The sequence below is a fragment of the Mycobacterium sp. 852002-40037_SCH5390672 genome (assembly GCF_001665875.1).
GTDB lineage: Bacteria > Actinomycetota > Actinomycetes > Mycobacteriales > Mycobacteriaceae > Mycobacterium.
This window is the reverse complement of record NZ_LZTA01000002.1, coordinates 1-23,764: the sequence shown is the minus strand read 5'-3', so window position 1 is coordinate 23,764 and position 23,764 is coordinate 1. Positions and strand designations below refer to the sequence as shown.

The window sequence follows — 23,764 nt, the reverse complement described above, 5'->3', positions numbered from 1 at the left end:
GCGCGCCGCTGTCTGCGAAGACGTCCACCGTCGAGTAGACCGAGTACGCCAGCCCGCGAAGCTCTCGAACCTGCTGGAACAACCGGGAACTCAGGCCGCCGCCCAGCGCGGTGTTCAGCACCGACAGCGCCCAGCGGTGCTCCCACCCGCGCCCGGGCGTGCGGACGCCCAGCGACACGTGGGCCTGCTCGGCGTCCCGGTTGCCCAGCATCAGATCGGGGCGGCCGGTGAGCCGTCCCGCACCCTTGCGCGGCGCGATGGGCTCGCGCCCGCGGACCAGATGCGGCCCGAAGTGCTCGCGCACCAACGCGATCACCTCGTCGTGGTCGACATTGCCCGCCACCGCCACCACCATCCGCTCCGGCGTATAGCGCCGGACATGGAACGAGTGCAACTGGTTCCGCGTCATCGACGCCACCGACTGCGCGGTGCCGATGACGGGACGGCCTACGGGGTGGTCACCGAAGAGCGCGCTCAGGAACATGTCCCCCAGCGCGTCCTCGGGGTCGTCGTCGCGCATCGCGATCTCTTCGAGGACCACGTCGCGCTCCAGCTCGACGTCGTTAGCCGCACAACAGCCGTTGAGCACCACGTCGGCGACCAGGTCGACGGCCAGCGCCAGATCGCTGTCGAGCACATGCGCGTAGTAGCAGGTGTGCTCCTTGGCGGTGAACGCGTTCAGCTCTCCCCCGACGGCGTCCATCGCCTGCGCGATGTCCACCGCCGTGCGGCTGGGGGTCGACTTGAACAGCAGATGCTCGAGGAAGTGCGCGGCGCCGGCCACGGTGGCACCCTCGTCGCGCGAGCCGACCCCGACCCAAACCCCGACGGACGCGGAGCGCACCGACGGCAGGTACTCCGTGACCACCCGCAAGCCGCCCGGAAGCGTGGTTCGCCGCAGCGCGGCCTGGGGTGCCGATTCCGCCTCAGCGACTTTGCCCCGGCGCAAAGCGCCGGCCCGACCGGGACGCGTCCCGGTCGATGAGTCAGCTGCTCGCCGTTGCGGCATCGGCAGGAGCGGCCACCGGAGCCTCGGCAGGAGCCGAGTTGTCTTCCTCCACCAGAACCAGCGAGATCTTGCCGCGCTTGTCGATATCGGCGATTTCGACACGCAGCTTGTCGCCGACGTTGACCACGTCTTCGACCTTCGCGATCCGCCTGCCCTTACCGAGCTTGGAGATGTGCACCAGGCCGTCACGACCGGGCAGCAGTGACACGAACGCACCGAAATCCGTTGTCTTGACCACGGTTCCGAGGAACCGCTCGCCGACGGTGGGCAGCTGCGGGTTCGCGATGGCGTTGATCCGGTCGATCGCGGCCTGCGCCGAGGGTCCGTCGGTAGCGCCGACGAACACGGTGCCGTCGTCCTCGATGGAGATCTGCGCGCCGGTCTCCTCGGTGATGGCGTTGATCACCTTGCCCTTGGGGCCGATGACCTCACCGATCTTGTCCACCGGAACCTTGATGGTGGTGACCCGCGGTGCATACGGGCTCATCTCGTCGGGTTCGTCGATCGCCTCGGCCATGACCTCCAAGATGGTCAGGCGCGCATCTTTCGCCTGGGACAGCGCGGCGGCCAGCACCTGCGACGGAATGCCGTCGAGCTTGGTGTCCAGCTGCAGCGCGGTGACGAAGTCCTTGGTGCCGGCGCACTTGAAGTCCATGTCGCCGAATGCGTCCTCGGCGCCCAGGATGTCGGTCAGGGTGACGAAGCGACGCTCCGACTTTCCGTCCACCTCGACATCGTCGGAGACCAGACCCATCGCGATGCCGGCCACCGGTGCCTTGAGCGGCACGCCGGCATTCAGCAGCGACAGGGTGGACGCGCATACCGAACCCATCGAGGTCGAGCCGTTGGAGCTCAACGCTTCCGATACCTGACGGATGGCGTACGGGAACTCCTCGACGCCCGGCAGCACCGGCATCAGCGCCCGCTCGGCCAGCGCACCGTGCCCGATCTCGCGCCGCTTCGGCGAGCCGACCCGGCCGGTCTCGCCGGTGGAGTAAGGCGGGAAGTTGTAGTGGTGCATGTAGCGCTTGGACTTCTCCGGCCCCAGCGAGTCGATCTGCTGGGCCATCTTGACCATGTCGAGCGTGGTGACGCCCATGATCTGGGTTTCGCCACGCTGGAACAGCGCGCTGCCGTGCGCGCGCGGGATCACGGCGACCTCGGCCGACAGGGCGCGGATGTCGGTGATGCCGCGGCCATCGATGCGGAAGTGGTCGGTCAGGATGCGCTGACGGACCAGCTTCTTGGTCAGCGAGCGGAACGCGGCGCTGACCTCTTTCTCGCGGCCTTCGTAGGTCGCAGAGTCCCCAGTGAGCCGCGCCAGCACTTCCGCTTTCAGCTCGTCGGTGCGCGCGTCGCGCTCGGCCTTGCCGCCGATGGTCAGCGCCTTGGCCAGCTCGTCGGTGGCCACCGAGGCGACCGCGTAGTACACGTCTTCCTGGTAGTCCGGGAAGGTCGGGAACTCACCGACAGGCTTGGCCGCCGCATCGGCCAGTTCCTGCTGCGCACTGCACAGCGCGGCGATGAATGGCTTGGCGGCCTCCAGGCCTTCGGCCACAACGGTTTCCGTCGGGGCCTGGGCACCGCCCTCGACGAGGTCGATGACCTTTTCGGTGGCTTCTGCCTCGACCATCATGATGGCGACATCAGGACCATCGGAGCCCTCGACCTTGCGGCCGGCCACCACCATGTCGAACACGGCACGCTCGAGCTGCTCCACGGTCGGGAACGCGACCCAGGTGCCGTCGATCAGCGCGACCCGCACGCCCCCGATCGGGCCGGAGAACGGCAGGCCGCTCAGCTGGGTGGAAGCCGACGCTGCGTTGATCGCCAGCACGTCGTACAGGTCGTTGGGATCCAGGCTCAGGATCGTCACCACGACCTGGATCTCGTTGCGCAGCCCGGAGACGAACGACGGGCGCAGCGGCCGGTCGATGAGCCGGCAGGTCAGGATCGCGTCGGTGGAGGGACGGCCCTCCCGGCGGAAGAACGAACCGGGGATGCGACCGGCGGCATACATCCGCTCCTCGACATCGACGGTCAGCGGGAAGAAGTCGAAGTGCTCCTTGGGGCTCTTGCTGGCGGTGGTCGCCGACAACAGCATGTTCTCGTCATCGAGGTACGCGACCACGGCGCCAGCAGCCTGCTGGGCCAGCCGGCCGGTCTCGAAACGGATGGTGCGGGTGCCAAAGCTCCCGTTGTCGATAGTGGCGGTCGCCTCGAACACGCCCTCTTCAATTTCAGCGACAGACATAGACGTCCGTACGGCCTCTCTTATTCGGCTGTTTCGCGTCGTCATGCGCAACCTGGAGAGGCCCCGCAGGATTACTCACCGACCCGTTCGGGCCTGCGAGTCACCTGGAGAGCTTCGGAGAAGAATCAGTCTGAATGCGGCTACGGCCATCGATCGAAGCGGCCGACCTGCCCCAGATCCGGAGAGCCCGGCAGCCACTACCGAAGACCGCCCGATGCAGACTGGGCTGCTCCCTCGGAGGTGCGTAGTGACACGCTGGAACGGCACACGCGGATCTGCGTGACCGCACCGTTTGTTCGGGCCGAACCGGCCCAGAACGTCCTCACTCTACACGGGCAACCTCTGCCCGCCATATCGCTCGGAATTTGCGGGGCGCCAACGCCCCGGTCAGGCTTGCGTCAGCGACGCAGGCCCAGCCGCTCGACCAGCGAGCGGTATCGCGCGACGTCGATCTGGGCGACGTACTTGAGCAGCCGGCGCCGGCGTCCGACCAGCAGCAGCAGCCCCCGACGCGAGTGGTGGTCGTGCTTGTGCACTTTCAGGTGCTCGGTCAGGTCGGCGATCCGCTTGGTCAGCAGCGCGACCTGCGCCTCGGGGGAACCGGTGTCGGTGCCATGCAGGCCGTAGTTGCCCAGGATTTCTTTTTTCTGCTCGGCTGTCAGCGCCACGAACTCACTCCATCAATCGGTCCGCGAAGGGTAAAGGTTTTCAAGGCGCGGCCACCGCGAACCGCAGCACGCGCCGATGTCGTCCGGCAGTTTAGCAGCCAGAAGGTACCGGACCCGAATCGTTGCGGGGCGGCTACACCGCGCTTGCGATCACCACTAGGTCGATGGTGGCGACCCGCTGCGCCCGGCTACGCCGCGCTTGCGATCACCACTAGTCGGTGAGCAGCTGGCGTGCCTTGTCGGTGTCCTTGCCCATCGCGACGACCAGATCCTTGATCGAGTCGAACTTGTGCTGACCGCGGATACGGGCGACGAAATCCAGCGCCACGTGCTGCCCGTACAGGTCGGCGTCGGTGTCCAAGACGAACGCCTCGACGGTGCGGGTGCGCCCGGAAAAGGTCGGGTTGGTGCCCACGGACACCGCCGCCTGATAACGCTCACCCGGGACGGCGGTGCCGGTCACCGGCCCATGACCGAGCACGGTGAACCACGCGGCGTACACGCCGTCGGCCGGGATGGCCGAATACATCGGCGGCGCCACATTCGCCGTGGGGAACCCCAATTCGGCACCGCGCCCGTGGCCGCGGACGACCACGCCCTCGACGCGATGCGGGCGGCCAAGCGCCTCGGTGGCGGCCACCACGTCACCCGCGTCCACGCAGGAACGGATGTAGGTGGACGAGAACGTCACGGTCTCGTTGCTGTGGTGCTCGGACAGCAGCGACATCGACTCCACGGCGAATCCGAAGCGGTCGCCGGCGCGCCGCAGCGTCTCGACGTTGCCGGCCGCCTTCTTGCCGAAGGTGAAGTTCTCTCCCACGACGACCTCGACCACGTGCAGGTTCTCCACCAGCAACTCGTGCACGTAGCGCTCCGGCGTGAGTTTCATGAAATCGCTGGTGAACGGCATCACCAGGAAGACGTCGATGCCCAGCTCTTCGACCAGCTCGGCGCGGCGGGTCAGCGTGGTCAACTGCGCGGGATGGCTGCCGGGATACACCACTTCCATCGGATGCGGGTCGAACGTCATCAATACTGTCGGGACGTTGCGGGCCCGCGCCGCTTTCACCGCATGCGCGATCAGCTCGGCGTGGCCGCGATGCACACCATCGAACACACCGATGGTGAGCACACACCTGCCCCAGTCCGTGGGTATCTCGTCTTGGCCGCGCCACCGCTGCACGACCGCTAGCCTACGGCGCCGAGTGGTCCGCCGGGAGATCCAGAGGGTTGAGCCCCGCCATGGTGTCGGGGAACACGCCGGATCAGGCGCGGGTTGCCTAAACTTTCTCGTTGTGAGGGCTGACGAAGAGCGTGGCGGCATTACCGCGGTCGGCCAGGACTATCTCAAGGTCATCTGGAACGCCCAGGAGTGGTCGCTGGAAAAGGTCAGCACCAAGATGCTGGCCGAGAAGATCGGGGTGTCGGCCAGCACGGCCTCGGAGTCAATCCGCAAACTCGCCGAGCAGGGCCTCGTCGACCACGAAAAATACGGTGCGGTGACGCTGACCGAGGCGGGGCGCCGGGCGGCGCTGGAGATGGTGCGCCGGCACCGGCTGCTGGAGACCTTCCTGGTCAACGAGCTCGGCTACGCGTGGGACGAGGTGCACGACGAGGCCGAGGTGCTCGAGCACGCGGTGTCGGATCGCCTGGTGGCCCGCATCGACGCCAAGCTGGGTTTCCCGCAGCGCGACCCGCACGGCGACCCGATCCCGGCCTCGGACGGTCAGGTGCCCACCCCGCCGGCCCGTCAGCTATGGGCGTGCGACGACGGGGATACGGCGACGGTGGCGCGCATCTCCGACGCCGACCCCGAGATGCTGCGTTACTTCACCGACGTCGGCATCAATCTCGACTCCCGGCTGCGGGTCCTGACCCGGCGCGAATTCGCCGGCATGATCTCGGTCGCGATCGACTCCGGCGACGGCGCCGAGACGACGGTCGACCTGGGCAGCCCGGCAGCCCGGGCAATCTGGGTGACGGCTTAGCGGCGACCGCAAGCGCGGCGAAGCCGGGCGCGGCGGGTCGCGCCATATGGCTTAGCGGCGATCGCAAGCGCGGCGAAGCCGGGCGCGGCGGGTCGCCGCCATATGGCTTAGCGGCGATCGCAAGCGCGGCGAAGCCGGGCGCGCGGCGGGTCGCCGCCATCAGGGTTAGCTCAGCAGCCCCTTGGCGATGTGGGTGACCTGAACCTCGTTGCTGCCCGCGTAGATCATCAGTGACTTGGCGTCGCGGGCCAGCTGCTCCACCCGGTATTCGGCCATATAGCCGTTGCCGCCGAACAGCTGCACGGCCTCCATGGCCACGTCGGTGGCCGCCTCCGACGAGTACAGCTTGATCGCCGACGCCTCGGCCAGCGTCAGGGGCTTGCCGGCCTGCTGGCGCTCGATGGTGTGAAAGACCATGTTCTGCACGTTCATTCGGGCAATCTCCATCTTGGCCAGCTTGAGCTGGATCAGCTGGAATTGCCCAATGTTCTTGCCCCACAACGTTCGGCTCTTCGCGTAATCCACGCACAGCCGGTGACATTCGTCGATGATGCCCAACGCCATCATCGCGATCCCGATCCGCTCGGCGGCGAAGTTGGCGCGGGCGCTGTCGCGGCCGTCGCCGTCGGTGTGCTGCTCGCTCTCGCCGAGCAGCCGGTCCGGGCTCAGCCGCACGTTGTCGAAGAACAGCTCGCCGGTCGGGGAGGACATCATGCCCATCTTCTTGAACGGCTTGCCCTGCGTGAGGCCCGGCATCCCCGCGTCGAGCACGAAGACCAGCACCGGCCGGTTGCGCTTGTCGGCGGAAGCGTCACCCTCGTCGAGTTTCGCGTACACGACCAGGACGTCGGCGCAGGGCCCGTTGGTGATGAAGGTCTTCTGACCGTTGAGGAGGTAATCCTGACCGTCGCGTTTGACGTAGGTCTTCATGCCGCCGAACGCATCCGAGCCCGAGTCCGGCTCCGTGATCGCCCATGCCGCAATCTTTTCCAGCGTCATCAGCTCGGGCAGCCAGCGTTCTTTCTGCGCCAGCGTCCCGCGGCTCATGATGGTCGCCGCGCCCAGGCCCAGGCTCACCGACGCGGTGCTGAGCAACCCGATGCTGACCCGGGCGATTTCGGACACCAGCACGGCGATCATCGAGCCCTGCGCGCCGCCACCGAAACCGCCTGAGTCATCCGGCTTTTCGTCAGCCTTCTCGGCAGCGGGGTTGCCGTCGAGCTTGGCCCGCTCGCGGTCCAGCATCTTCTTGACCGACTCGGCGGCCATGGCGTCAAGGCCGAACTGGCTGAACAGCTTGCGCGCGATCGGATACGGCGACATCTCGCCGGTTTCCAATTCGTCCACATGCGGGCGGATCTCTTTGTCAACGAACTGCCGGACGGCGTCCCGGACCATCAGGTCGGTGTCGGACCACTCGATCATGGCGCCCTTAACGCTCGGCGCGCTGGTAGGCGGTGACGACGGCGGCGCCACCCAATCCGATGTTGTGTTGCAGTGCGGCGCTGACGTGGTCGACCTGACGCTTGTCGGCCGTCCCGCGCAGCTGCCAGGTCAGTTCCGCGCACTGCGCCAGCCCGGTCGCGCCCAGCGGGTGCCCCTTGGAGATCAGGCCGCCGGAGGGGTTGACCACCCAGCGACCGCCGTAGGTGGTGTCGTTGTTGTCGATCAGCTTGGGTGCCTCACCCGGACCGCACAGACCGAGGGCCTCGTAGAGCAACAGCTCGTTGGCCGAGAAGCAGTCGTGCAACTCGATCACCTGGAAGTCTTGCGGTCCGAGCCCGGACTGGTCGTAGACCTGTTGTGCGGCTTGGACATTCATGTCGTAGCCGATGAGGTTTTTCGCGCTTCCGTCGAATGTCGACGCGAAATCGGTGGTCATTGCCTGCCCGACGATCTCCACCGCCTGGCCGGCCAGCCCGTGGCTGTCGACGAAGCTCTCCGAGGCCAGAATGGCCGCACCCGAGCCGTCCGAGGTGGGCGAACACTGCAGCTTGGTCAGGGGGTCGGAGATCATCCGCGCCGCCAGGATGTCGTCGAGCGTGTAGGACTCCTGGAACTGGGCGAACGGGTTGTTGACCGAATGCTTGTGGTTCTTGAAGCCGATCTTGGCGAAATGCTCTGCGGTGCTGCCATATTGCAACATGTGCTCGCGTCCGGCCGCGCCGAACATCCATGGCGCGACGGGCATCGCGAACTCATCGATGTCGGCCATCGCCTTGACGTGCTTGGCCATCGGCGATTCGCGGTCCTGGGCACCCCCACCCAGCGAACCGGGCTGCATCTTCTCGAAACCGAGCGCGATCGCGCAGTCGACGATGCCGCCGCGGATGGCTTGCGCCGCCAGGAAAAGCGCCGTCGAGCCGGTGGAGCAGTTGTTGTTGACGTTGACGACCGGGATGCCGGTCATGCCCAGCTCGTAGAGCGCGCGCTGACCGGACGTCGAATCACCGGCCACATAGCCGACGTAGCCCTGCTGCACCTCGCGGTAGTCGATCCCGGCGTCCGCCAGCGCGTTGGTACCCGATTCCCTGGCCATGTCGGGGTAATCCCAACCCTCACGGCGGCCCGGCTTCTCGAATTTCGTCATGCCCACGCCGACGACGTAGACCTTGTTGGACGTTTTGGTGGACATTTCAGCACCTTCCGTGGGCTGCCTAGATACCTCAGTGTGCAACCTAGCCCAACCAACCGTTCGGCCGGGGCTGTTAGAGCGTCGCCGGGCGGATCACCACCACCGACTTGGTGCGCGAACCCTCGTCGCGCAGCAGCGCCATCACCCCGCCGTCGGGATCGCACGCGGCGTAGACGCCGTCGAGCCCGGCCGGCGCCAGCGACCGGCCGTTGCCGGCCGCCTCGGCCTCCTCGGCGGACAGGTTTCGGCGCGGGAAGATCAGCAGGCAGGTTTCGTCCAGGCTGTAACTGAGCCGCGGCCGCTCGGCCAGTTCGTCGAGTGGGTACGCGTGGTCGAGCCCGAAGCGCCCGACGCGGGTGCGCCGCAACGCCGTCAGGTGCCCGCCAACGCCCAGGGCGGCGCCGAGGTCGCGGGCCAGGGCACGGATGTAGGTTCCCGACGAGCAGTCGACCTCGACATCCAGGTCGACGACGTCGGCCCCGGGCCGGATGTCGTACACCTCGAACCGGTCGATGCGCACCGGGCGGGCCTTGAGCTCGACGGCCTGGCCCTCGCGGGCCAGCCGGTAGGCGCGCTTGCCGTCCACCTTGATGGCGCTGACCGTCGACGGCACCTGTTCGATGTCGCCGCGCAGGCCAGCCACCGCAGATTCGATCGCCTCGTTGGTCAGGTGCCGCGCCGAGACGCTGTGCACCAGTTCGCCCTCGGCGTCGTCGGTGGAGGTGCCCTGACCCAGCCGGATGGTGGCGGTGTACGACTTGGCGGTCGCGGTCAACAGGCCGAGGATCTTGGTGGCGCGCTCGACGCCGATGACCAGCACGCCGGTGGCCATCGGGTCCAGCGTCCCCGCATGCCCCACCCGGCGGGTGGAAAAGATCCGGCGGCAGCGCCCGACCACGTCGTGACTGGTCATCCCGGGCGGCTTGTCGACGACGACTATTCCGGGCCCGGTAGGGCTTTCGGTCATAGGACGATGGCGGTCAGCACCAGCCCGCGCTCGACCGACCAGCGGCCCCGCAGTTCGGTCAGCGGCGGACCCGACAGCGCCTGCGGATCGATGAGGATCCGCGAGACGAACCCGCCCGTCGACCACCCGGGGCCGTCGGCCTCGAACACGATGTGGGCGTCCTCGAAGCCCAGCCACCGTTTGGTCAGCGGGAACCAGGCCTTGTACGTTGCCTCCTTGGCGCAGAACAAGATTCGATCCCAATGCAGATCGCCCGACAGGTTCGCCGGGATCTCGGTGCGTTCGGCCGGCAGGCTGATCGCGTTCAGCACGCCGTCGGGCAGCACGTCGTGCGGCTCGGCGTCGATGCCCACCGAGCGCACCGCGTCGGTGCGCCCCACCACCGCACCCCGATAGCCCGTGCAGTGGGTAAGGCTGCCCACCACGCCGTCGGGCCAGCAGGGTTCTCCCTTCTCGCCCTTGAGGATCGGCACCGGCGCCACGCCCAGCTCGCCCAGCGCGACCCGGGCGCAGTGCCGGACGGTGATGAACTCGTGGCGCCGCTTGGCCACCGACTTGGCGATCAGCGGCTCCTCCTCGGGCAGCGGCGCGAGATCGGGCGGATCGGAATACACCTCGGAGTAGGCCAGGCCGTCCACGACCGGCAGCACCGAGGAGACCAGCGTGTCCCCCGTCATCGAGATTGCCGCTGCCGCAACCGTTCCCGGAACTGCGTGGCCTGTTGGCGCATCTCGGGAGTGATCTGGAAATGGCCACCGAAGTCGTTGAGGTCGCCCGGCGCGTACTGGGGATCCGGCAACACTTGGCGCAACCAGCTGGGCGGCTTGCGGCGGCGCCACTCCCGCGGATAGCCCACCGACACTTCCTCGAAGCGCACATCGTCATACCAGGTGGTTCGCGGGATGTGGAGGTGACCGTAGACCGAACAGACGGCGTTGTACCGGGTGTGCCAATCTGCGGTCTTGGTGGTTCCGCACCAGAGCGAGAACTCCGGGTAGAACAGCGCGTCGCAGGGGTCACGGACCAACGGGAAGTGATTCACCAGAACGGTCGGTGTCATCCAGTCCAGCTCTTCGAGACGGGCACGGGTGATCTCCAGGCGCTCGCGGCACCACGCCTCGCGGGTGGGGTACGGCTCCGAGGAGAGCAGGAACTCGTCGGTGGCCACCACGTTGCGCTCGCGTGCGATGGTCAGGCCTTCGGCTTTGCTCGTGGCCCCCTCGGGCAAGAAGCTGTAGTCGTAGAGCAGGAACATCGGCACGATGGTGGCCGGACCACCGCGCTCGGTCCAGACCGGGAACGGATGCTCCGGGGTGACCACACCCATCTCGTCGCACATGTTGACCAGGTACTCGTAGCGCGCCTTGCCGAAGATCTGCACGGGGTCGCGTGTGGTAGTCCACAGCTCGTGGTTGCCCGGCACCCAGATCACCTTGGCGAAGCGCCGTCGCAGTAGGTCAAGGGCCCACCGAATCTCGTCGGTGCGTTCGGCGACATCACCGGCGACGATCAGCCAGTCATCCGGTGACGAGGGATGCAGCGACTCGGTGACGGGCTTGTTACCCAGGTGACCGGTGTGCAGGTCGGACACCGCCCACAGTGTCGGTTGCCCACCGTTGGTCGAATCCTGCCCCGATGTATGCCCAGCCACGAATACCCACCCTAACGACCCGAACCGGGCAAGCCCCTTTCGCGGGCGTCATTTCGCACCGGCGAGCGGGTGGGTTAGAACAAGTCAGGTTTGCCTGTGACGTCGCGCGCGGGACTTGTACACTCCCCCCAAAGAACCGCTCAGGCGTCAGGGGGTGTCGTGTTCGCCAATGTTCGTCTGATGGGAGCGCTGGGTGCGCTGCTCACAGCGGCCATCGGGGGCACGGTGGGCTTGGTGACCGACCCGGCCGCGCCGGGTGGCGGCGATCGGTCCGTCGAGCTGCGCTCGACCGCCCAGCCGATGGAAACCACCATGAAGAGTCCGATCGTGGCGACCACCGATCCGCGCCCGTTCGACGCGTGCGAAGACATTCCGTTCGATGTCATCCAGCGGCTCGGGCTGGGCTTCACACCGCCCGAACACGAAGACGGGCTGCGCTGCCACTTCGACGCCGGGAACTATCAGGTGGCCGTCGAGCCGATCATCTGGCGCACCTACGAGCAATCGCTGCCCGCCGACGCCGTCGAGACGACGATCGCCGGTCACCGCGCCGCGCAGTACTGGGTGCTCAAACCGACCTACCACAACAGCTACTGGTTCTACTCCTGCATGGTCGTGTTCAAGACCAGCTACGGGGTGCTGCAGCAGGCGCTGTACTACTCGACCGTCTATTCCAATCCCGAGGTAGATTGCATGCAGACGAACGAGCAGCGCGCCAACGACCTCGCGCCCTATTACAAGTTCTGATTTCTCCCCGGGTTGAGTGCCGCCGGCTGACCAGGTCTTAATGTGAGGACCGTGAGTACGACCTTGATCCGACCCGCACAGCCGGCGCTGCACACCTTGCGACACCTGGGCGGCAAGGCCGTGGCCCGGTTGCTCGGCCTGCCGACGGCGACCACCGACTACACCGTGCAGCGCGTCCGCGTGCCGATGCGCGACGGGGTGCAGCTGGTGGCCGACCACTACGCACCGACCACCGCGTCGCCCGTCGGCACCTTGCTGATCCGCGGCCCCTACGGACGCGGATTTCCGTTCACGCTGATATTCGGCGCGTTGTACGCGGCGCGCGGCTACCACGTCGTGCTGCAAAGCGTGCGCGGGACGTTCGGATCGGGCGGGGTCTTCGAGCCGATGGCCACCGAGGTCGCCGACGGTGCCGACACCGTCGCCTGGCTGCGCGAGCAGCCCTGGTTCACCGGCCGCTTCGCCACCATCGGAATGTCGTACCTGGGATTCACCCAGTGGGCCCTGTTGCAGGACCCCCCACCGGAACTGGCCACCGCCGTCATCATGGTGGGTCCGCACGATTTCAACGAATCAACATGGGGCACCGGCGCATTCGCGGTCAACGACTTTTTGGGCTGGAGCGACATGGTGGCCCACCAGGAGGACCCGGTGCGCGTCCGCGCCGCACTGCGCCAGCTGCAGACCCGCCGCAAAGTGGCCCGGGCGGCCGCCGCGGTGCCGCTGGGCGAGGCCGCGCGGGGGCTGCTCGGCACGGGTGCACCATGGTTCGAATCCTGGGTCGAACACAGCGAATCCGACGATCCGTTCTGGAATGCGTTGCGATGCAACGAGGCGCTGGACCGGGTGCAGGTGCCGGTGCTGTTGGTCGGCGGCTGGCAGGACATCTTCATCAGGCAGACGTTGCAGCAGTACGCGCATCTGCGCGGCCGCGGTGTCGACGTCGCGCTCACCGTCGGGCCCTGGACGCACACCCATCTGCTCACCACCGGGTTTTCCACCTGCGTCCGGGAGGCACTGGACTGGCTGGGCACCCATCTGGGCGATGCCGCCGCGTCGCGTCGGCCCAGCCGGGTCCGGATCTACGTAACCGGCGGGGGCGGGGGCTGGCGCACCCTGCCCGACTGGCCGCCCGCCACCACCGAACGCCCGCTGTACCTACGGCCCGGTGGCTATCTTGGTGAGACCGCGCCCACCCTGAAGGGGTTGGCGCCGGCCACATTTCGGTACGATCCCGCCAATCCGACACCGACCACCGGTGGCCCGTTGCTGTCTCCCAACGGCGGTTACCGCGACGACAGCCGGCTCGCAACGCGTGCCGACGTGCTGGCCTTCACCAGCGCGACCCTCACCGAGGATGTGTATGTCTACGGCAGCCCTGTCATCGAACTCGCCCATGGCGCCGACAATCCGCACGTCGACCTGTTCGTGCGGGTGAGCGAGGTCGACGCCAGGGGCCGGTCACGCAATGTCAGCGAGGCGTACCGCCGGTTGCGGACAGCGGCAAAACCGAAGTCGGACAAGGTCGTTCGCCTCGATCTCGACAGTATGGCCCACCGCTTCCGCGCCGGCTCACGCATCCGGGTGCTGATCGCGGGCAGTTGGTCTCCGCGCTACGCGCACAACCTCGGCTCCGGCGAACCGGTGCTGACCGGGCGGCAGCTGACGCCGGTCACCCACACCGTGCGCTACGGACGGTCCCGGGTGCTGTTGCCGGTCGGCCCGGCCGAGCTGTCAGCCAACGGCGTCGCGGACCCGGGCAGCGACGGCGGCTAGCGCCGCGTTAGCAAAAACGGCGTCGTGCACCGGCGCCGCCAACGGAGCCCGCACCGGAAGCTCCACCCAGCTCTTGCAGCCGCCGTACTCCGCGGTCCGCAGCAGGCGCACCGGCTCGGCCAGCGGGATCACCGACACCACCAGCACCGCCAGTTTGTGCTTGGGACGAAAGTCGAGCCGGTCGGCGCGCACCGACTCGGCGGTCCAGATGTGCAAGTCCTCGATGGCCGATAGGCCGTCCGGACGCTCAACCGGCACCGCCGCAACGACTTTCGCGGCGGCCCTGATCACCAGTTCCTCGTCGGTGCTGTCGGCGGCCGCGGGCCCCAGCAGGTCTTGATGCTCGGCGCGAACCCGTTCGGCGTGGCTGTGCGCGACCGTCGGGAACAACAGGAATTCGCGGGCGGCCAGTTCGAATCGCTTCTCCCCGATGCCGCCCTTGCGCAGCAGCACCCGCTGGCGACCGTCCAGCAGGGCGTGCACCGCGGCGCTCCACTCCTTGAGCGCGGGCATCGTTGTGGTACCGGTCATTTCGCGCCTATCCGCGCGATCACCTCGGGCCGACGCAACGGCGGGACAGTCCTGGGCGGCTGGCGCCGCGGCGGCAGCTGCTCCAGCAACCGCGTCGTCGTCTCGGTGACGTCGGCAACCGCCGCCTCAAACGCGTCGACATTGGCCGCCGAGGGGTGGGTGATTCCGCTGACTTTGCGCACATACTGGCGGGCCGCCGCCGCGATTTCCTCGGCGGTGGCCGCCGGCTGCAGATCGCGCAGTTCGGTGATATTCCGGCACATCTTTCCCACGATAAGCGCTGCTGGGCGGCGTCGCTTCCCGGCGGATCGGCCGACGGCACGGCGGCGACCGGTCGTGCGGGTCGACTGGCTACGGTGATGTCATGACCGACGAGATCCTGCTGATCGACACCGACCAGCGAGTGCGCACCCTGACGCTGCACCGGCCCCAGTCACGCAACGCGCTGTCCTCGGCATTGCGGGACCGCTTCTTCGGGGCGCTGGCCGACGCCGAAACCGACGACGACGTCGACGTCATCATCGTCACAGGTGCCGACCCGGTGTTCTGTGCGGGACTTGATCTCAAGGAGCTCGGTGGTTCCTCGGCGCTTCCGGACATCTCGCCGCGCTGGCCGGCGCTGACCAAGCCGGTGATCGGCGCGATCAACGGCGCCGCGGTGACCGGCGGGCTCGAGCTGGCGCTGTACTGCGACATCCTGATCGCCTCGGAGAACGCCCGCTTCGCAGACACACACGCCCGGGTGGGACTGCTGCCCACCTGGGGCCTGAGTGTGCGGTTGCCGCAGAAGGTGGGCATCGGGCTGGCCCGACGGATGAGCATGACCGGGGATTACCTGTCGGCCGCCGACGCGCTGCGCGCAGGGCTGGTGACCGAGGTGGTGCCGCACGACCAGCTGCTGGGCGCCGCCCGGGCGGTGGCCGCGTCGATCGTCGGGAACAACCAGGACGCGGTGCGAGCGCTGCTGGCGTCCTACCATCGCATCGACGACTCGCAGACCAGCGCCGGGCTGTGGCAGGAGGCGACGGCGGCCCGTCAGTTCCGGACCAGCGGCGACGACATCGCCGCCAACCGGGAGGCCGTGCTGCAACGCGGGCGCTCGCAGGTGCGCTGACTTCGCTATTTGCGCCGGTCCGTCCCCGCCGATCCGCCCACCCCATACGATCAACTGATGCATGCGGTCGTCGGTGTCACCGTGCGGATGCTTGGCGGCCTGGCCCTGGCCGCCGCGTCCGCGATCGCGGTGTCCGCTCCGCACGCCGGCGCGCTGCCGCCGCCGGGTTTCCCCAATCTCGACACGTTCACCGCCGTGCCGGCCGACGGCTACCTCGGCATCGGCGCGCCGGGAAGCTCGCCGCGGGTCCGTTTCTCCGCCGGCTCCGCCCTGGTCTGTGACTTCTACGGCGGGCCGCCGCCGGTGCCGCAACCGTCGCAGGACATCAAATGCAAGGGCGACATGCTCGGGATGGACGACGTCCCCTTCCCCGGCGGCCGTCCCCGACCCGGTGACTGCGTGGTGGGCTCGGTGGACTTCAAGGGGCCCGGCTATCAGTTGAGCCGCATGTCCTACGGCGGATGCGACGGCAACCCGCCCCCGCTGCCGGGCGGCGGCAAATCGCTGGGGTCGGGCCAGAAGTTGACCTACCTGAACGTCACCTGCGCGGTGGGAGCCGACGACCTCGTCGCCTGCCTGGACACCACCAGTGGCGACCACGGATTCGTCGTGCAGCGCTCGGGAAGCTGGGCGTTCTAACCGAGATGGTGGCGACCCGCTGCGCCCGGCTCCGCCGCACTGGCGATCGCCACTAACCGAGATGGTGGCGACCCGCTGCGCCCGGCTCCGCCGCGCTGGCGATCGCCACTAACCGAGAGCGGTGCGCAGCGACGCCACCGCGTCATCGATCGAGCCGGTGGTCGAATAGCCGGCCGCCAGTCGGTGCCCACCGCCGCCGAACCCGGACGCGACCGCCGCCAGGTCCACCGCGGCCTTGGCCCGCATGGACACCGACCACTGCTGCGGCGCGATCTCCTTGAACACCGCGGCCACCTCGGCCTGCTGCGTCGTCCGCACGATGTCGACGATGCTTTCGACTTCCTCCGGGCGTGAACTGACCCAATCCTGGTTGCCGACAACGGCATACACCAGCCCCCGGCCGCCCGCGGCGTCGGGCAGCAACCGGGCCGAGGCCAGCACCCGTGACAGCAGCGGCAGCCATCCGAACGGATGGGTGTCCATCAGGGTTCGGCTGATCGCGGCGTTGTCCACTCCGCCATCGACCAGCCGGGCCGCCAGCCGCAGAGCGCGCGCGCTGGCCCACCGGAACGACCCGGTGTCGGTGGTCAGGCCTGCGTAGATGCAATGCGCGACTTCGGAATCGATGGGCTTGTCCCAGGCGTCGAGAATGTCGGCGATCATCATTGTGGTCGAATCAGCCGACACGTCAACGAAATTGGCGGTGCCGAACTCGTCATTGGAAGCGTGGTGGTCGATGACCAGCACCTCGTCGGCCGCAATGGCCAAATCGCTCAGCGCGCCCAGCCGCTTGGCGCTCGGAACATCAACGGTGACAACTAAATCCACGTCGCGATGCATCACATCCGGACCGACCAGCAGCCGGCAGCCGGGCAGCGACGCCAGCGACTCGGGCAGTCCAGCCGGCTCGGCGAAACTGACCTCGACCCGCTTGCCGCACTTGTCCAGCACCAGCGCCAGCGCCAGCCCGGCGCCGATGGTGTCGGCGTCGGGATGCACGTGCGCGATCACCGCGACGGTGTCCGCGTCCGACAACAACTCGACCGCACCCGCGGCGTCGACGCGTGCCCCCACCCTGGGGCCGCCCAGCTCAGTATTCGTGTTGGTCGTCGTCACCGATGCTCCCGTCGAAGCCGGGCTCCACGCCCGATCCGCTATCCCGGTATGGATCGGCCTCCCCAGCCGGCTTGGCGCCCGAACGAACCCGCGCCAGATCAGCGTCCGCGGCGCGAGCACGCGCCAGCAACTCCTCCATCCGCTGCACGTTGTCCAACGTGGTGTCGCGGGTGAACGTGAGGGTCGGTGTGAAACGCACCCCGGTGCCGGCACCGACCATGGTGCGCAGCGCGCCCTTGGCCCGTTCCAGGGCGGCCGCGGCCGCGGCGTAGTCCGGCTCGTCGTCCAGCGTGCGTCCCATCACCGTGTAGAACACCGTCGCGTCGTGCAGGTCGGCGGTCACCTTCGCGTCGACGATGGTGACCCCTTCCAGCCCGGGGTCCTTGATCTCGAACTCGATCGCCGAGGCGACGATGGTGTTGATCCGCTTGGCCAGCCGGCGCGCCCGGGCGGGGTCGGCCATTAGGTGCGTTCCTTCTCGACCAACTCGTAGGACTCGATGACGTCGCCTTCCTTGATGTCGGAATAGCCCAGCGTCATACCGCATTCGAAGCCCTCGCGGACCTCGGTGACATCATCCTTCTCCCGGCGCAGCGAGTGGATCGTGAGATTCTCGGTGACCACGATGTTGTCCCGCAGCAACCGCGCCTTGGCGTTGCGGCGCACGATGCCGCTGCTGATCATGCAGCCGGCGATGATTCCGACCTTGGAGGAGCGGAAGATCGCCCGGATCTCGGCGCGACCCAGCTGGCTCTCCTCGTAGATCGGCTTGAGCATGCCACGCAGGGCCTTCTCGATCTCGTCGATCGCCTGGTAGATCACCGAGTAGTAGCGGATCTCCACGCCTTCGCGGTTGGCCAGCTCGGTGGCCTTGCCCTCGGCGCGCACGTTGAAGCCGATGATCACCGCATCGGAGGCCGACGCCAGGTTGACGTTGGTTTCGGTGATGCCACCGACACCGCGGTCGATGACGCGCAGCTCCACCTCGTCGTCGATCTGGATGCCCATCAGGGCCTCCTCCAGCGCCTCGACCGTACCCGCGTTGTCGCCCTTGAGGATCAGGTTCAGCTGGCTGGTTTCCTTCAGCGCCGAGTCCAGGTCCTCCAGGCTGATCCGCTTGCGCGAACGCGCCGCCAGGGCGTTGCGCTTGCGCGCGCTGCGCTTGTCGGCGATCTGGCGGGCGATGCGGTCCTCGTCGACGACCAACAGGTTGTCGCCGGCGCCGGGCACCGAGGTGAACCCGATGACCTGCACCGGTCGCGACGGCAGCGCCTCCTCGACGTCGTCGCCGTGCTCGTCGACCATCCGGCGAACGCGGCCGTACGCGTCGCCGGCCACCACCGAGTCGCCCACGCGCAGCGTGCCGCGCTGCACCAGGACGGTGGCGACCGGCCCGCGACCGCGGTCCAGGTGCGCCTCGATCGCCACACCCTGGGCCTCCATGTCGGGGTTGGCCCGCAGGTCCAGGGCCGCGTCGGCGGTCAGCAGCACCGCCTCGAGCAGCTGGTCGATGTTGGTGCCCTGCTTGGCGGAGATGTCGACGAACATCGTTTCGCCGCCGAAATCCTCTGCAACCAGACCGTATTCGGTGAGCTGCCCGCGGATCTTGGCCGGGTCGGCACCCTCCACGTCAATCTTGTTGACCGCGACCACAATCGGCACATCGGCCGCCTGGGCGTGGTTGATCGCCTCCACCGTCTGCGGCATGACGCCGTCGTCGGCGGCCACCACCAGGATGGCGATGTCGGTGGCCTTCGCACCGCGGGCACGCATGGCGGTGAACGCCTCGTGACCCGGGGTGTCGATGAAGGTGATCGGCCGTTCGACACCGTCGTGCTCGACGGCCACCTGGTAGGCACCGATGTGCTGGGTGATGCCGCCGGCCTCGGCCTCGCGGACGCTGGCATTGCGGATGGTGTCCAGCAGTCGCGTCTTACCGTGGTCGACGTGACCCATCACGGTCACCACCGGCGGACGGGTCTGCAGGTCTTCCTCGCCGCCCTCGTCCTCGCCATAGGTGAGGTCGAAGGATTCCAGCAGCTCGCGGTCCTCGTCCTCCGGGCTGACGACCTGCACGACGTAATTCATCTCGCTGCCCAGCAGCTCGAGCGTCTCGTCGCCGACCGACTGGGTGGCCGTGACCATCTCGCCGAGGTTGAACAGCGCCTGCACCAGCGAGGCCGGGTTGGCGTTGATCTTGTCGGCGAAGTCGCTCAGCGAGGCACCGCGGGCCAGCCGGATCGTCTCGCCGTTGCCGTGCGGCAACCGCACACCACCGACGACGGGCGCCTGCATGTTCTCGTATTCGGCGCGTTTCGCCCGCTTGGACTTGCGGCCTCGTCGCGGCGCACCGCCGGGACGACCGAATGCGCCGGCGGCACCGCCGCGCTGTCCGGGACGGCCACCGCCGCCACCGCCACCGGGACGGCCACGGAAACCGCCGCCGCCACCTCCGGGTGGGGCGCCGACTCCGCCGCCACCACCGCCGCGGTAGTTGCCGCCTCCGCCATCACGGCCGCCGGGACCACCGGGACGGCCACCGCCGGGGCGCGGGGCGCCGGGCCGGGCCGGGCGGCCCGGTCCACCGGCACCGCCGGGTCGGGGCGGCATGTTGCCCGGCGAAGCGCCACCGGGCCGCGGTGCGCCCGGCCGGGGCGCCCCGGGACGGGGTGCCTGCGGACGCGGGATGGGCCGGTCGACGGGCTGCGCCGACGAGAACGGGTTGTTGCCGACGCGCGGGGCGCGGGGCTTGGGCATCGGGCCCGGACGCGGGCCCGGCGTCATTCCCGGGTGCGGCGCCTGGCCGGGCGGCTGCCCGGGCGCGGGCGGTTTCGGCTGCCCCGGAGACGGCGCGGATGGCCGTGCGGGGGCGGGACCCGGACGGGCCGGGGCCTCGGCGGGCGCGGCGGCGGAGGCCTGTGCGGCGGCCGCGGTCGCCGATTCACCGGGCTTGGCGGGCGTCGCCGTCGCTTCGCCGTTGCCGCCCGCGGTGCCGATGGCGGTGTCGAGGGCCTTGTCGAGCGATTTGTCGGGGGCCTTGGCGGCGGGAGCCTTGGCCGCGGCTTTCGCGGCGGTCTTGCCGCCACCGAAGGACTCGCGCAGCCGGCGAGCCACCGGCGCTTCTACCGTCGACGATGCGGATTTAACGAATTCGCCCTGATCGTTCAGCCGGGCGAGAACTTCTTTACTGGTAACACCGAGTTCCTTAGCCAACTCGTGTACGCGGGCCTTACCTGCCACTACATCTCCTGTCTATGAGGCGACAGTCGTAGGGCCGCGCCTCGGGTTTAGCTATGACGCATTGTCATCGGGACTTCACGGTGTGCTCATGTTCTTTGCTACCTGTCCTGTTGCCGGGCGATCGGGCGCACTGTGGGACTCTACGTGCTCGACCACCCCGGATGTGTCCGGTGAACCGGTGATGCGCAGCGCTTTGGTGAAAGCCCGCCGCCGGATTGCCTGTTGCGCGCACTGCGGCTCGGGATGCAGCCATGCACCCCGCCCCGGCAGGCTATTGCCTGTGTCGACGATCACGGCGAATTCGCCGTTCCCGTTCGGCACAGCCACCACTCGAAGCAGCTCGACGGCCAACTCTCGCTTTCGGCATCCGACACACGTCCGTACGGGTCCACCCGCATGACGGTGCGCCGAGGCCGAAGGCTCACGCTGGATCACGGCTCAGTCTAGCGTCACCGAAACGATGGTCAGAACCGCCCGACGATGCGTCGGCGCGACCCGGCTGGCCGCTAGCGGTCGTGGGCCATTCCGTGGGTGGCGCCGTGTTCGGACTGGCTCTCCGAATGCCCGCCGGAACCGGCCGGTGAGTCCCCGCGGATGTCGATGCGCCACCCGGTGAGCCGGGCGGCCAGGCGCGCATTCTGGCCTTCCTTGCCGATGGCCAGCGACAACTGGAAATCGGGCACCACCACGCGGGCGGCGCGGGCGGCCTGGTCGATGATCGACACCGACACCACCTTCGCGGGCGACAACGCGTTGGCGACGAAGCGGGCGGGGTCCTCGTCGTAGTCGATGATGTCGATTTTCTCGCCGGAGAGCTCGCTCATCACGTTGCGGACCCGCTGCCCCATCGGGCCGATGCAGGCGCCTTTGGCGTTCAGGCCGGGCAAGTTGGACTTCACCGCGATTTTGGAACGATGGCCGGCCTCCCGGGCCACGGCCACGATCTCGACCGACTCGTCGGCAATCTCGGGGACTTCCAGGGAGAACAACTTGCGGACCAGGTTGGGGTGGGTCCGGGACAACGTGATCAGCGGCTCGCGGGCTCCGCGGGTCACCCCGATCACGTAGCACCGCACCCGGTTGCCGTGCTCGTAGCTTTCCCCGGGCACCTGCTCGGCCGCCGGGATCACACCCTCGGAAGCTTTCGTCTCGGTGCCCATTCGGACCACGACCAGGCCACGCGCGTTGGCCCGGCTGTCACGCTGGATGACGCCAGCGACGATCTCCCCTTCGCGGGTGGAGAACTCCCCGTAGGTTCGCTCGTTTTCGGCGTCCCGGAAGCGCTGCAGCATGACTTGGCGGGCGGTGGTGGCGGCGATGCGGCCGAAACCCTCGGGGGTGTCGTCCCATTCGCTGATGACGTTGTCGTCTTCGTCGGTCTCCCGGGCCATCACCTTGACGACACCCGTCTTGCGGTCGATCTCGATCCGCGCGTCGTTCTGGTGACCTTCGGTGTGCCGGTAGGCGGTGAGCAGCGCCGACTTGATCGTTTCGAGCAGCTCGTTGACCGAGATGCCCCGATCGACCTCGATGGCATGCAGTGCGGCCATGTCGATGTTCATCAGCGCCGCTCCTCCTCATCGCTACGCTCTGCATCGTCGCCGGCGCGGTTCATGCTCCGGTCTCCGTCCGCCGGGCCTGGCCCATACTCGCCAGTTCCAGCTCCGCTTGGTTAGGGGGCGAAAACTCCACCTGGACAACAGCTTTGACAATGTCGCCGAGTGGGATCTCGCGTACCGTCCAGTCGCGGCCGGCGCGGACCACCAGCGCGACCGACTCGTCGCTGGTCTCACCGACACGGCCGGTCAGCGTCGATCCGTCCGTCAGGACGACGTCGACCTTGCGGCCACGGGCCCGACGGAAGTGCTTCGCGCTGGTCAGCGGGCGATCCACGCCCGGCGAGGAGACCTCGAGCACGTACTGGTCCTCGATCGTGTCGAGGCCGTCGAGCAATGCCGACGCCGAGCGGGACAGCGTGGCTGCCGTGTCCAGGTCGAGTCCGTCGTCGCCGTCGGCGATCACCATGATTCGCGGTGGGTGGGTCCGGGCGTCGATGACCACGTCCTCGATCTCGAATCCGACGCGCGCAAACTCTGCAGCGAGTAGCTCGATCACCTGCGTCTGCGACGGTAGCCCGGTGGTCACGGCGAGCTCCTCATCTTGAGTTGTCCGGTCATCTGGCGGATGTCGGCGCCCCGATGGCTTCGCAGGCGACTTCCGGTGTCCCGGCGGAGGAGCATCCGTGCTGACGTTGCCGTCAGTGGCTGCCCTCTGTGAGAACCAGCTATCCACGATACGCCAGGAATCGCAGTTGACGGCGTGATCGCGTCCTGGCATCTTGCCCGCCTTCACGCCGATGGCAGGATGTCCTTGTGCCTAGCGCAGTTCCGTTCGTCAACAGGCGAGATGTCCTCGCCGGCGGCGTGGCTTTGACTGCCCTGGGGGCGGTGGTGTCCGCCTGTGGCAAGTCCGCACCCAAACCCCCGCCGGTCGAGCAACTGCTGGGGCCGTTGGATCAGGCCCGGCACGACAGCGCGCTGGCGGGTGCGGCCGCCGCGGCCGTCGGGAACCCGCCTCAGGTCGCCGCCGCACTCACGGTGGTGGCGAGTCAACGCGCGGCGCACGCTCGGGCGCTGTCCGCGGAGATCTCGCGCGCGACCGGCAAGCTCGCCACATCCTCACCGAGCGAAGCGCCCAGCCCGGGCCAGGCCCAGCCCGCCGGGCCGCCACCGCCTCCGCCGCCGGTGTCCGACGTGATCAACGCGCTGCGCGCCTCGGCCGACAGCGCCAGCCGCCTGGTGGGCACCGAATCGGGCTACCGGGCCGGGTTGCTCGCCTCGATCGCTGCATCCTGCACCGCGTCGTACGTGGTTGCGCTGGTGCCCGGGGGGCCGTCGATATGACCTCCGGTAAGGACGCCGACAACGCGGCGCTGTGCGACGCGCTGGCCATCGAGCACTCGACGATCTACGGCTACGGCATCGTGTCCGCGCTGTCACCGCCCAGCGTGAACGACATGGTGGTGGAGGCCCTCACGCAGCACCGCCAGCGCCGCGACGACGTCATCGCGATGTTGAACGCTCGTAAGGTGACCGCTCCGATCGCCGCGGCCGGCTACCAGCTCCCGATGGTGGTCGGCGGTCCGGCCGATGCCGCGCGGCTGGCCGCACGGATGGAGAACGACTGCGCGGGGGCCTGGCGCGTCGTTGCCGAGCACGCGGAGACCGGCGCAGACCGCGCGTTCGCCTCGACGGCCCTGGTTCAGAGCGCGGTCATGGGCGCCCGGTGGAGCCGGGTGCTGGGCGCCTGGCCCATCACGACGAGCTTCCCCGGCGGCAACGACTAGACGTACCGGCTAGCTGTACCGGGCTAAGAGGTTGGTGACAGTCTGCTGATTGGGGGATGGCCTCCGATTGCAGAGTGGCGTCG

At 68.3% G+C, this 23,764-nt stretch carries 24 protein-coding genes; 7 read left to right on the top strand and 17 right to left on the bottom strand.

From position 1 onward, the window contains the following. The 4 genes from A5782_RS01200 to A5782_RS01185 all read right to left on the bottom strand — a co-directional run. Positions 1 to 1,009 (bottom strand): pitrilysin family protein (locus A5782_RS01200; RefSeq protein WP_067093935.1); only part of this gene is annotated, 1,009 nt, incomplete at its 3' end. Next, positions 987 to 3,263 carry a polyribonucleotide nucleotidyltransferase gene (locus A5782_RS01195; RefSeq protein ID WP_082942730.1) on the bottom strand — a complete coding sequence of 759 codons (2,277 nt, stop codon included), beginning with the start codon at positions 3,261 to 3,263 and terminating at the stop codon, positions 987 to 989. The genes A5782_RS01195 and A5782_RS01200, both read right to left, overlap by 23 nt. A gap of 398 nt (positions 3,264 to 3,661) precedes the next feature. After that, positions 3,662 to 3,931, bottom strand: a complete 270-nt coding sequence (gene rpsO, locus A5782_RS01190) for a 30S ribosomal protein S15 (protein ID WP_064879510.1) — start codon at positions 3,929 to 3,931, stop codon at positions 3,662 to 3,664. Positions 3,932 to 4,142: 211 nt separating this feature from the next. Next, on the bottom strand, positions 4,143 to 5,114 hold the full coding sequence (locus tag A5782_RS01185; RefSeq protein ID WP_067093928.1) for a bifunctional riboflavin kinase/FAD synthetase: 972 nt from the start codon (positions 5,112 to 5,114) through the stop codon (positions 4,143 to 4,145). A 112-nt stretch (positions 5,115 to 5,226) separates the two neighbouring features. Here A5782_RS01185 and mntR point away from each other — a divergent pair, with 112 nt between their 5' ends. Further along, positions 5,227 to 5,919, top strand: coding sequence for a manganese-binding transcriptional regulator MntR (mntR, locus tag A5782_RS01180; protein ID WP_067093925.1), 693 nt, complete (start codon positions 5,227 to 5,229; stop codon positions 5,917 to 5,919). Positions 5,920 to 6,084: 165 nt separating this feature from the next. On the opposite strand, the gene A5782_RS01175 is transcribed toward mntR, so the two are convergent. The 5 genes from A5782_RS01175 to A5782_RS01155 form a co-directional block, all read right to left on the bottom strand. Then, entirely contained in the window at positions 6,085 to 7,344 is a 1,260-nt protein-coding gene (locus tag A5782_RS01175; RefSeq protein WP_067093922.1) for an acyl-CoA dehydrogenase family protein, read from the bottom strand. A gap of 7 nt (positions 7,345 to 7,351) precedes the next feature. Beyond that, a complete protein-coding gene (locus tag A5782_RS01170; RefSeq protein WP_067093919.1) occupies positions 7,352 to 8,554 on the bottom strand; it encodes a lipid-transfer protein in 1,203 nt (400 codons plus the stop codon). A 73-nt stretch (positions 8,555 to 8,627) separates the two neighbouring features. After that, on the bottom strand, positions 8,628 to 9,521 hold the full coding sequence (truB, locus tag A5782_RS01165) for a tRNA pseudouridine(55) synthase TruB (RefSeq protein WP_067093916.1): 894 nt from the start codon (positions 9,519 to 9,521) through the stop codon (positions 8,628 to 8,630). Further along, complete coding sequence (locus tag A5782_RS01160; protein WP_067093913.1) at positions 9,518 to 10,198, bottom strand: 4'-phosphopantetheinyl transferase; 681 nt, start codon at positions 10,196 to 10,198, stop codon at positions 9,518 to 9,520. Before A5782_RS01160 ends, truB begins: the two co-directional genes overlap by 4 nt. Further along, positions 10,195 to 11,172 carry a metallophosphoesterase gene (locus A5782_RS01155; protein ID WP_067093910.1) on the bottom strand — a complete coding sequence of 326 codons (978 nt, stop codon included), beginning with the start codon at positions 11,170 to 11,172 and terminating at the stop codon, positions 10,195 to 10,197. Before A5782_RS01155 ends, A5782_RS01160 begins: the two co-directional genes overlap by 4 nt. A 159-nt stretch (positions 11,173 to 11,331) precedes the next feature. On the opposite strand from A5782_RS01155, the gene A5782_RS01150 reads away from it, so the two are divergent. Both A5782_RS01150 and A5782_RS01145 read left to right on the top strand, forming a co-directional pair. Next, entirely contained in the window at positions 11,332 to 11,919 is a 588-nt protein-coding gene (locus tag A5782_RS01150; protein WP_067093906.1) for a DUF3558 domain-containing protein, read from the top strand. A gap of 51 nt (positions 11,920 to 11,970) precedes the next feature. Continuing rightward, positions 11,971 to 13,695, top strand: coding sequence for a CocE/NonD family hydrolase (locus A5782_RS01145; protein WP_067093903.1), 1,725 nt, complete (start codon positions 11,971 to 11,973; stop codon positions 13,693 to 13,695). On the opposite strand, the gene A5782_RS01140 is transcribed toward A5782_RS01145, so the two are convergent. Together A5782_RS01140 and A5782_RS01135 are read right to left on the bottom strand one after the other, a co-directional pair. Further along, positions 13,654 to 14,226, bottom strand: a complete 573-nt coding sequence (locus A5782_RS01140) for a DUF1802 family protein (RefSeq protein WP_067093901.1) — start codon at positions 14,224 to 14,226, stop codon at positions 13,654 to 13,656. The genes A5782_RS01145 and A5782_RS01140 overlap by 42 nt on opposite strands. After that, on the bottom strand, positions 14,223 to 14,489 hold the full coding sequence (locus A5782_RS01135; RefSeq protein ID WP_067093898.1) for a DUF2277 domain-containing protein: 267 nt from the start codon (positions 14,487 to 14,489) through the stop codon (positions 14,223 to 14,225). Before A5782_RS01135 ends, A5782_RS01140 begins: the two co-directional genes overlap by 4 nt. A 101-nt stretch (positions 14,490 to 14,590) precedes the next feature. Between A5782_RS01135 and A5782_RS01130 the strand changes: the two genes are divergently transcribed. Further along, positions 14,591 to 15,340, top strand: a complete 750-nt coding sequence (locus A5782_RS01130; RefSeq protein ID WP_067093894.1) for an enoyl-CoA hydratase — start codon at positions 14,591 to 14,593, stop codon at positions 15,338 to 15,340. 57 nt (positions 15,341 to 15,397) lie between these two features. After that, a complete protein-coding gene (locus A5782_RS01125) occupies positions 15,398 to 15,979 on the top strand; it encodes a hypothetical protein (RefSeq protein ID WP_067093933.1) in 582 nt (193 codons plus the stop codon). A gap of 108 nt (positions 15,980 to 16,087) precedes the next feature. On the opposite strand, the gene A5782_RS01120 is transcribed toward A5782_RS01125, so the two are convergent. The 6 genes from A5782_RS01120 to rimP form a co-directional block, all read right to left on the bottom strand. Beyond that, on the bottom strand, positions 16,088 to 17,095 hold the full coding sequence (locus A5782_RS01120; RefSeq protein WP_156623750.1) for a bifunctional oligoribonuclease/PAP phosphatase NrnA: 1,008 nt from the start codon (positions 17,093 to 17,095) through the stop codon (positions 16,088 to 16,090). Continuing rightward, positions 17,070 to 17,558, bottom strand: coding sequence for a 30S ribosome-binding factor RbfA (gene rbfA, locus A5782_RS01115; RefSeq protein ID WP_067093888.1), 489 nt, complete (start codon positions 17,556 to 17,558; stop codon positions 17,070 to 17,072). Before rbfA ends, A5782_RS01120 begins: the two co-directional genes overlap by 26 nt. Then, entirely contained in the window at positions 17,558 to 20,335 is a 2,778-nt protein-coding gene (infB, locus tag A5782_RS01110; RefSeq protein ID WP_067093885.1) for a translation initiation factor IF-2, read from the bottom strand. Before infB ends, rbfA begins: the two co-directional genes overlap by 1 nt. Positions 20,336 to 20,410: 75 nt before the next feature. Next, entirely contained in the window at positions 20,411 to 20,686 is a 276-nt protein-coding gene (locus A5782_RS01105; protein ID WP_067093883.1) for a YlxR family protein, read from the bottom strand. Between the two features lie 155 nt (positions 20,687 to 20,841). Then, on the bottom strand, positions 20,842 to 21,897 hold the full coding sequence (nusA, locus tag A5782_RS01100; protein ID WP_067093880.1) for a transcription termination factor NusA: 1,056 nt from the start codon (positions 21,895 to 21,897) through the stop codon (positions 20,842 to 20,844). A gap of 49 nt (positions 21,898 to 21,946) precedes the next feature. Next, the gene (rimP, locus tag A5782_RS01095; protein ID WP_067093877.1) at positions 21,947 to 22,480 is read right to left on the bottom strand and encodes a ribosome maturation factor RimP; all 534 of its coding nucleotides are present in this window, start codon (positions 22,478 to 22,480) and stop codon (positions 21,947 to 21,949) included. Between the two features lie 227 nt (positions 22,481 to 22,707). Between rimP and A5782_RS01090 the strand changes: the two genes are divergently transcribed. Both A5782_RS01090 and A5782_RS01085 read left to right on the top strand, forming a co-directional pair. Further along, positions 22,708 to 23,238 (top strand): hypothetical protein, encoded by a 531-nt coding sequence (locus A5782_RS01090; protein ID WP_067093874.1) that lies wholly within the window; start codon positions 22,708 to 22,710, stop codon positions 23,236 to 23,238. Next, entirely contained in the window at positions 23,235 to 23,681 is a 447-nt protein-coding gene (locus A5782_RS01085; protein WP_067093872.1) for a ferritin-like domain-containing protein, read from the top strand. The genes A5782_RS01090 and A5782_RS01085 overlap by 4 nt, the downstream gene beginning before the upstream one ends. The last annotated feature ends 83 nt before the right edge of the window (positions 23,682 to 23,764 follow it).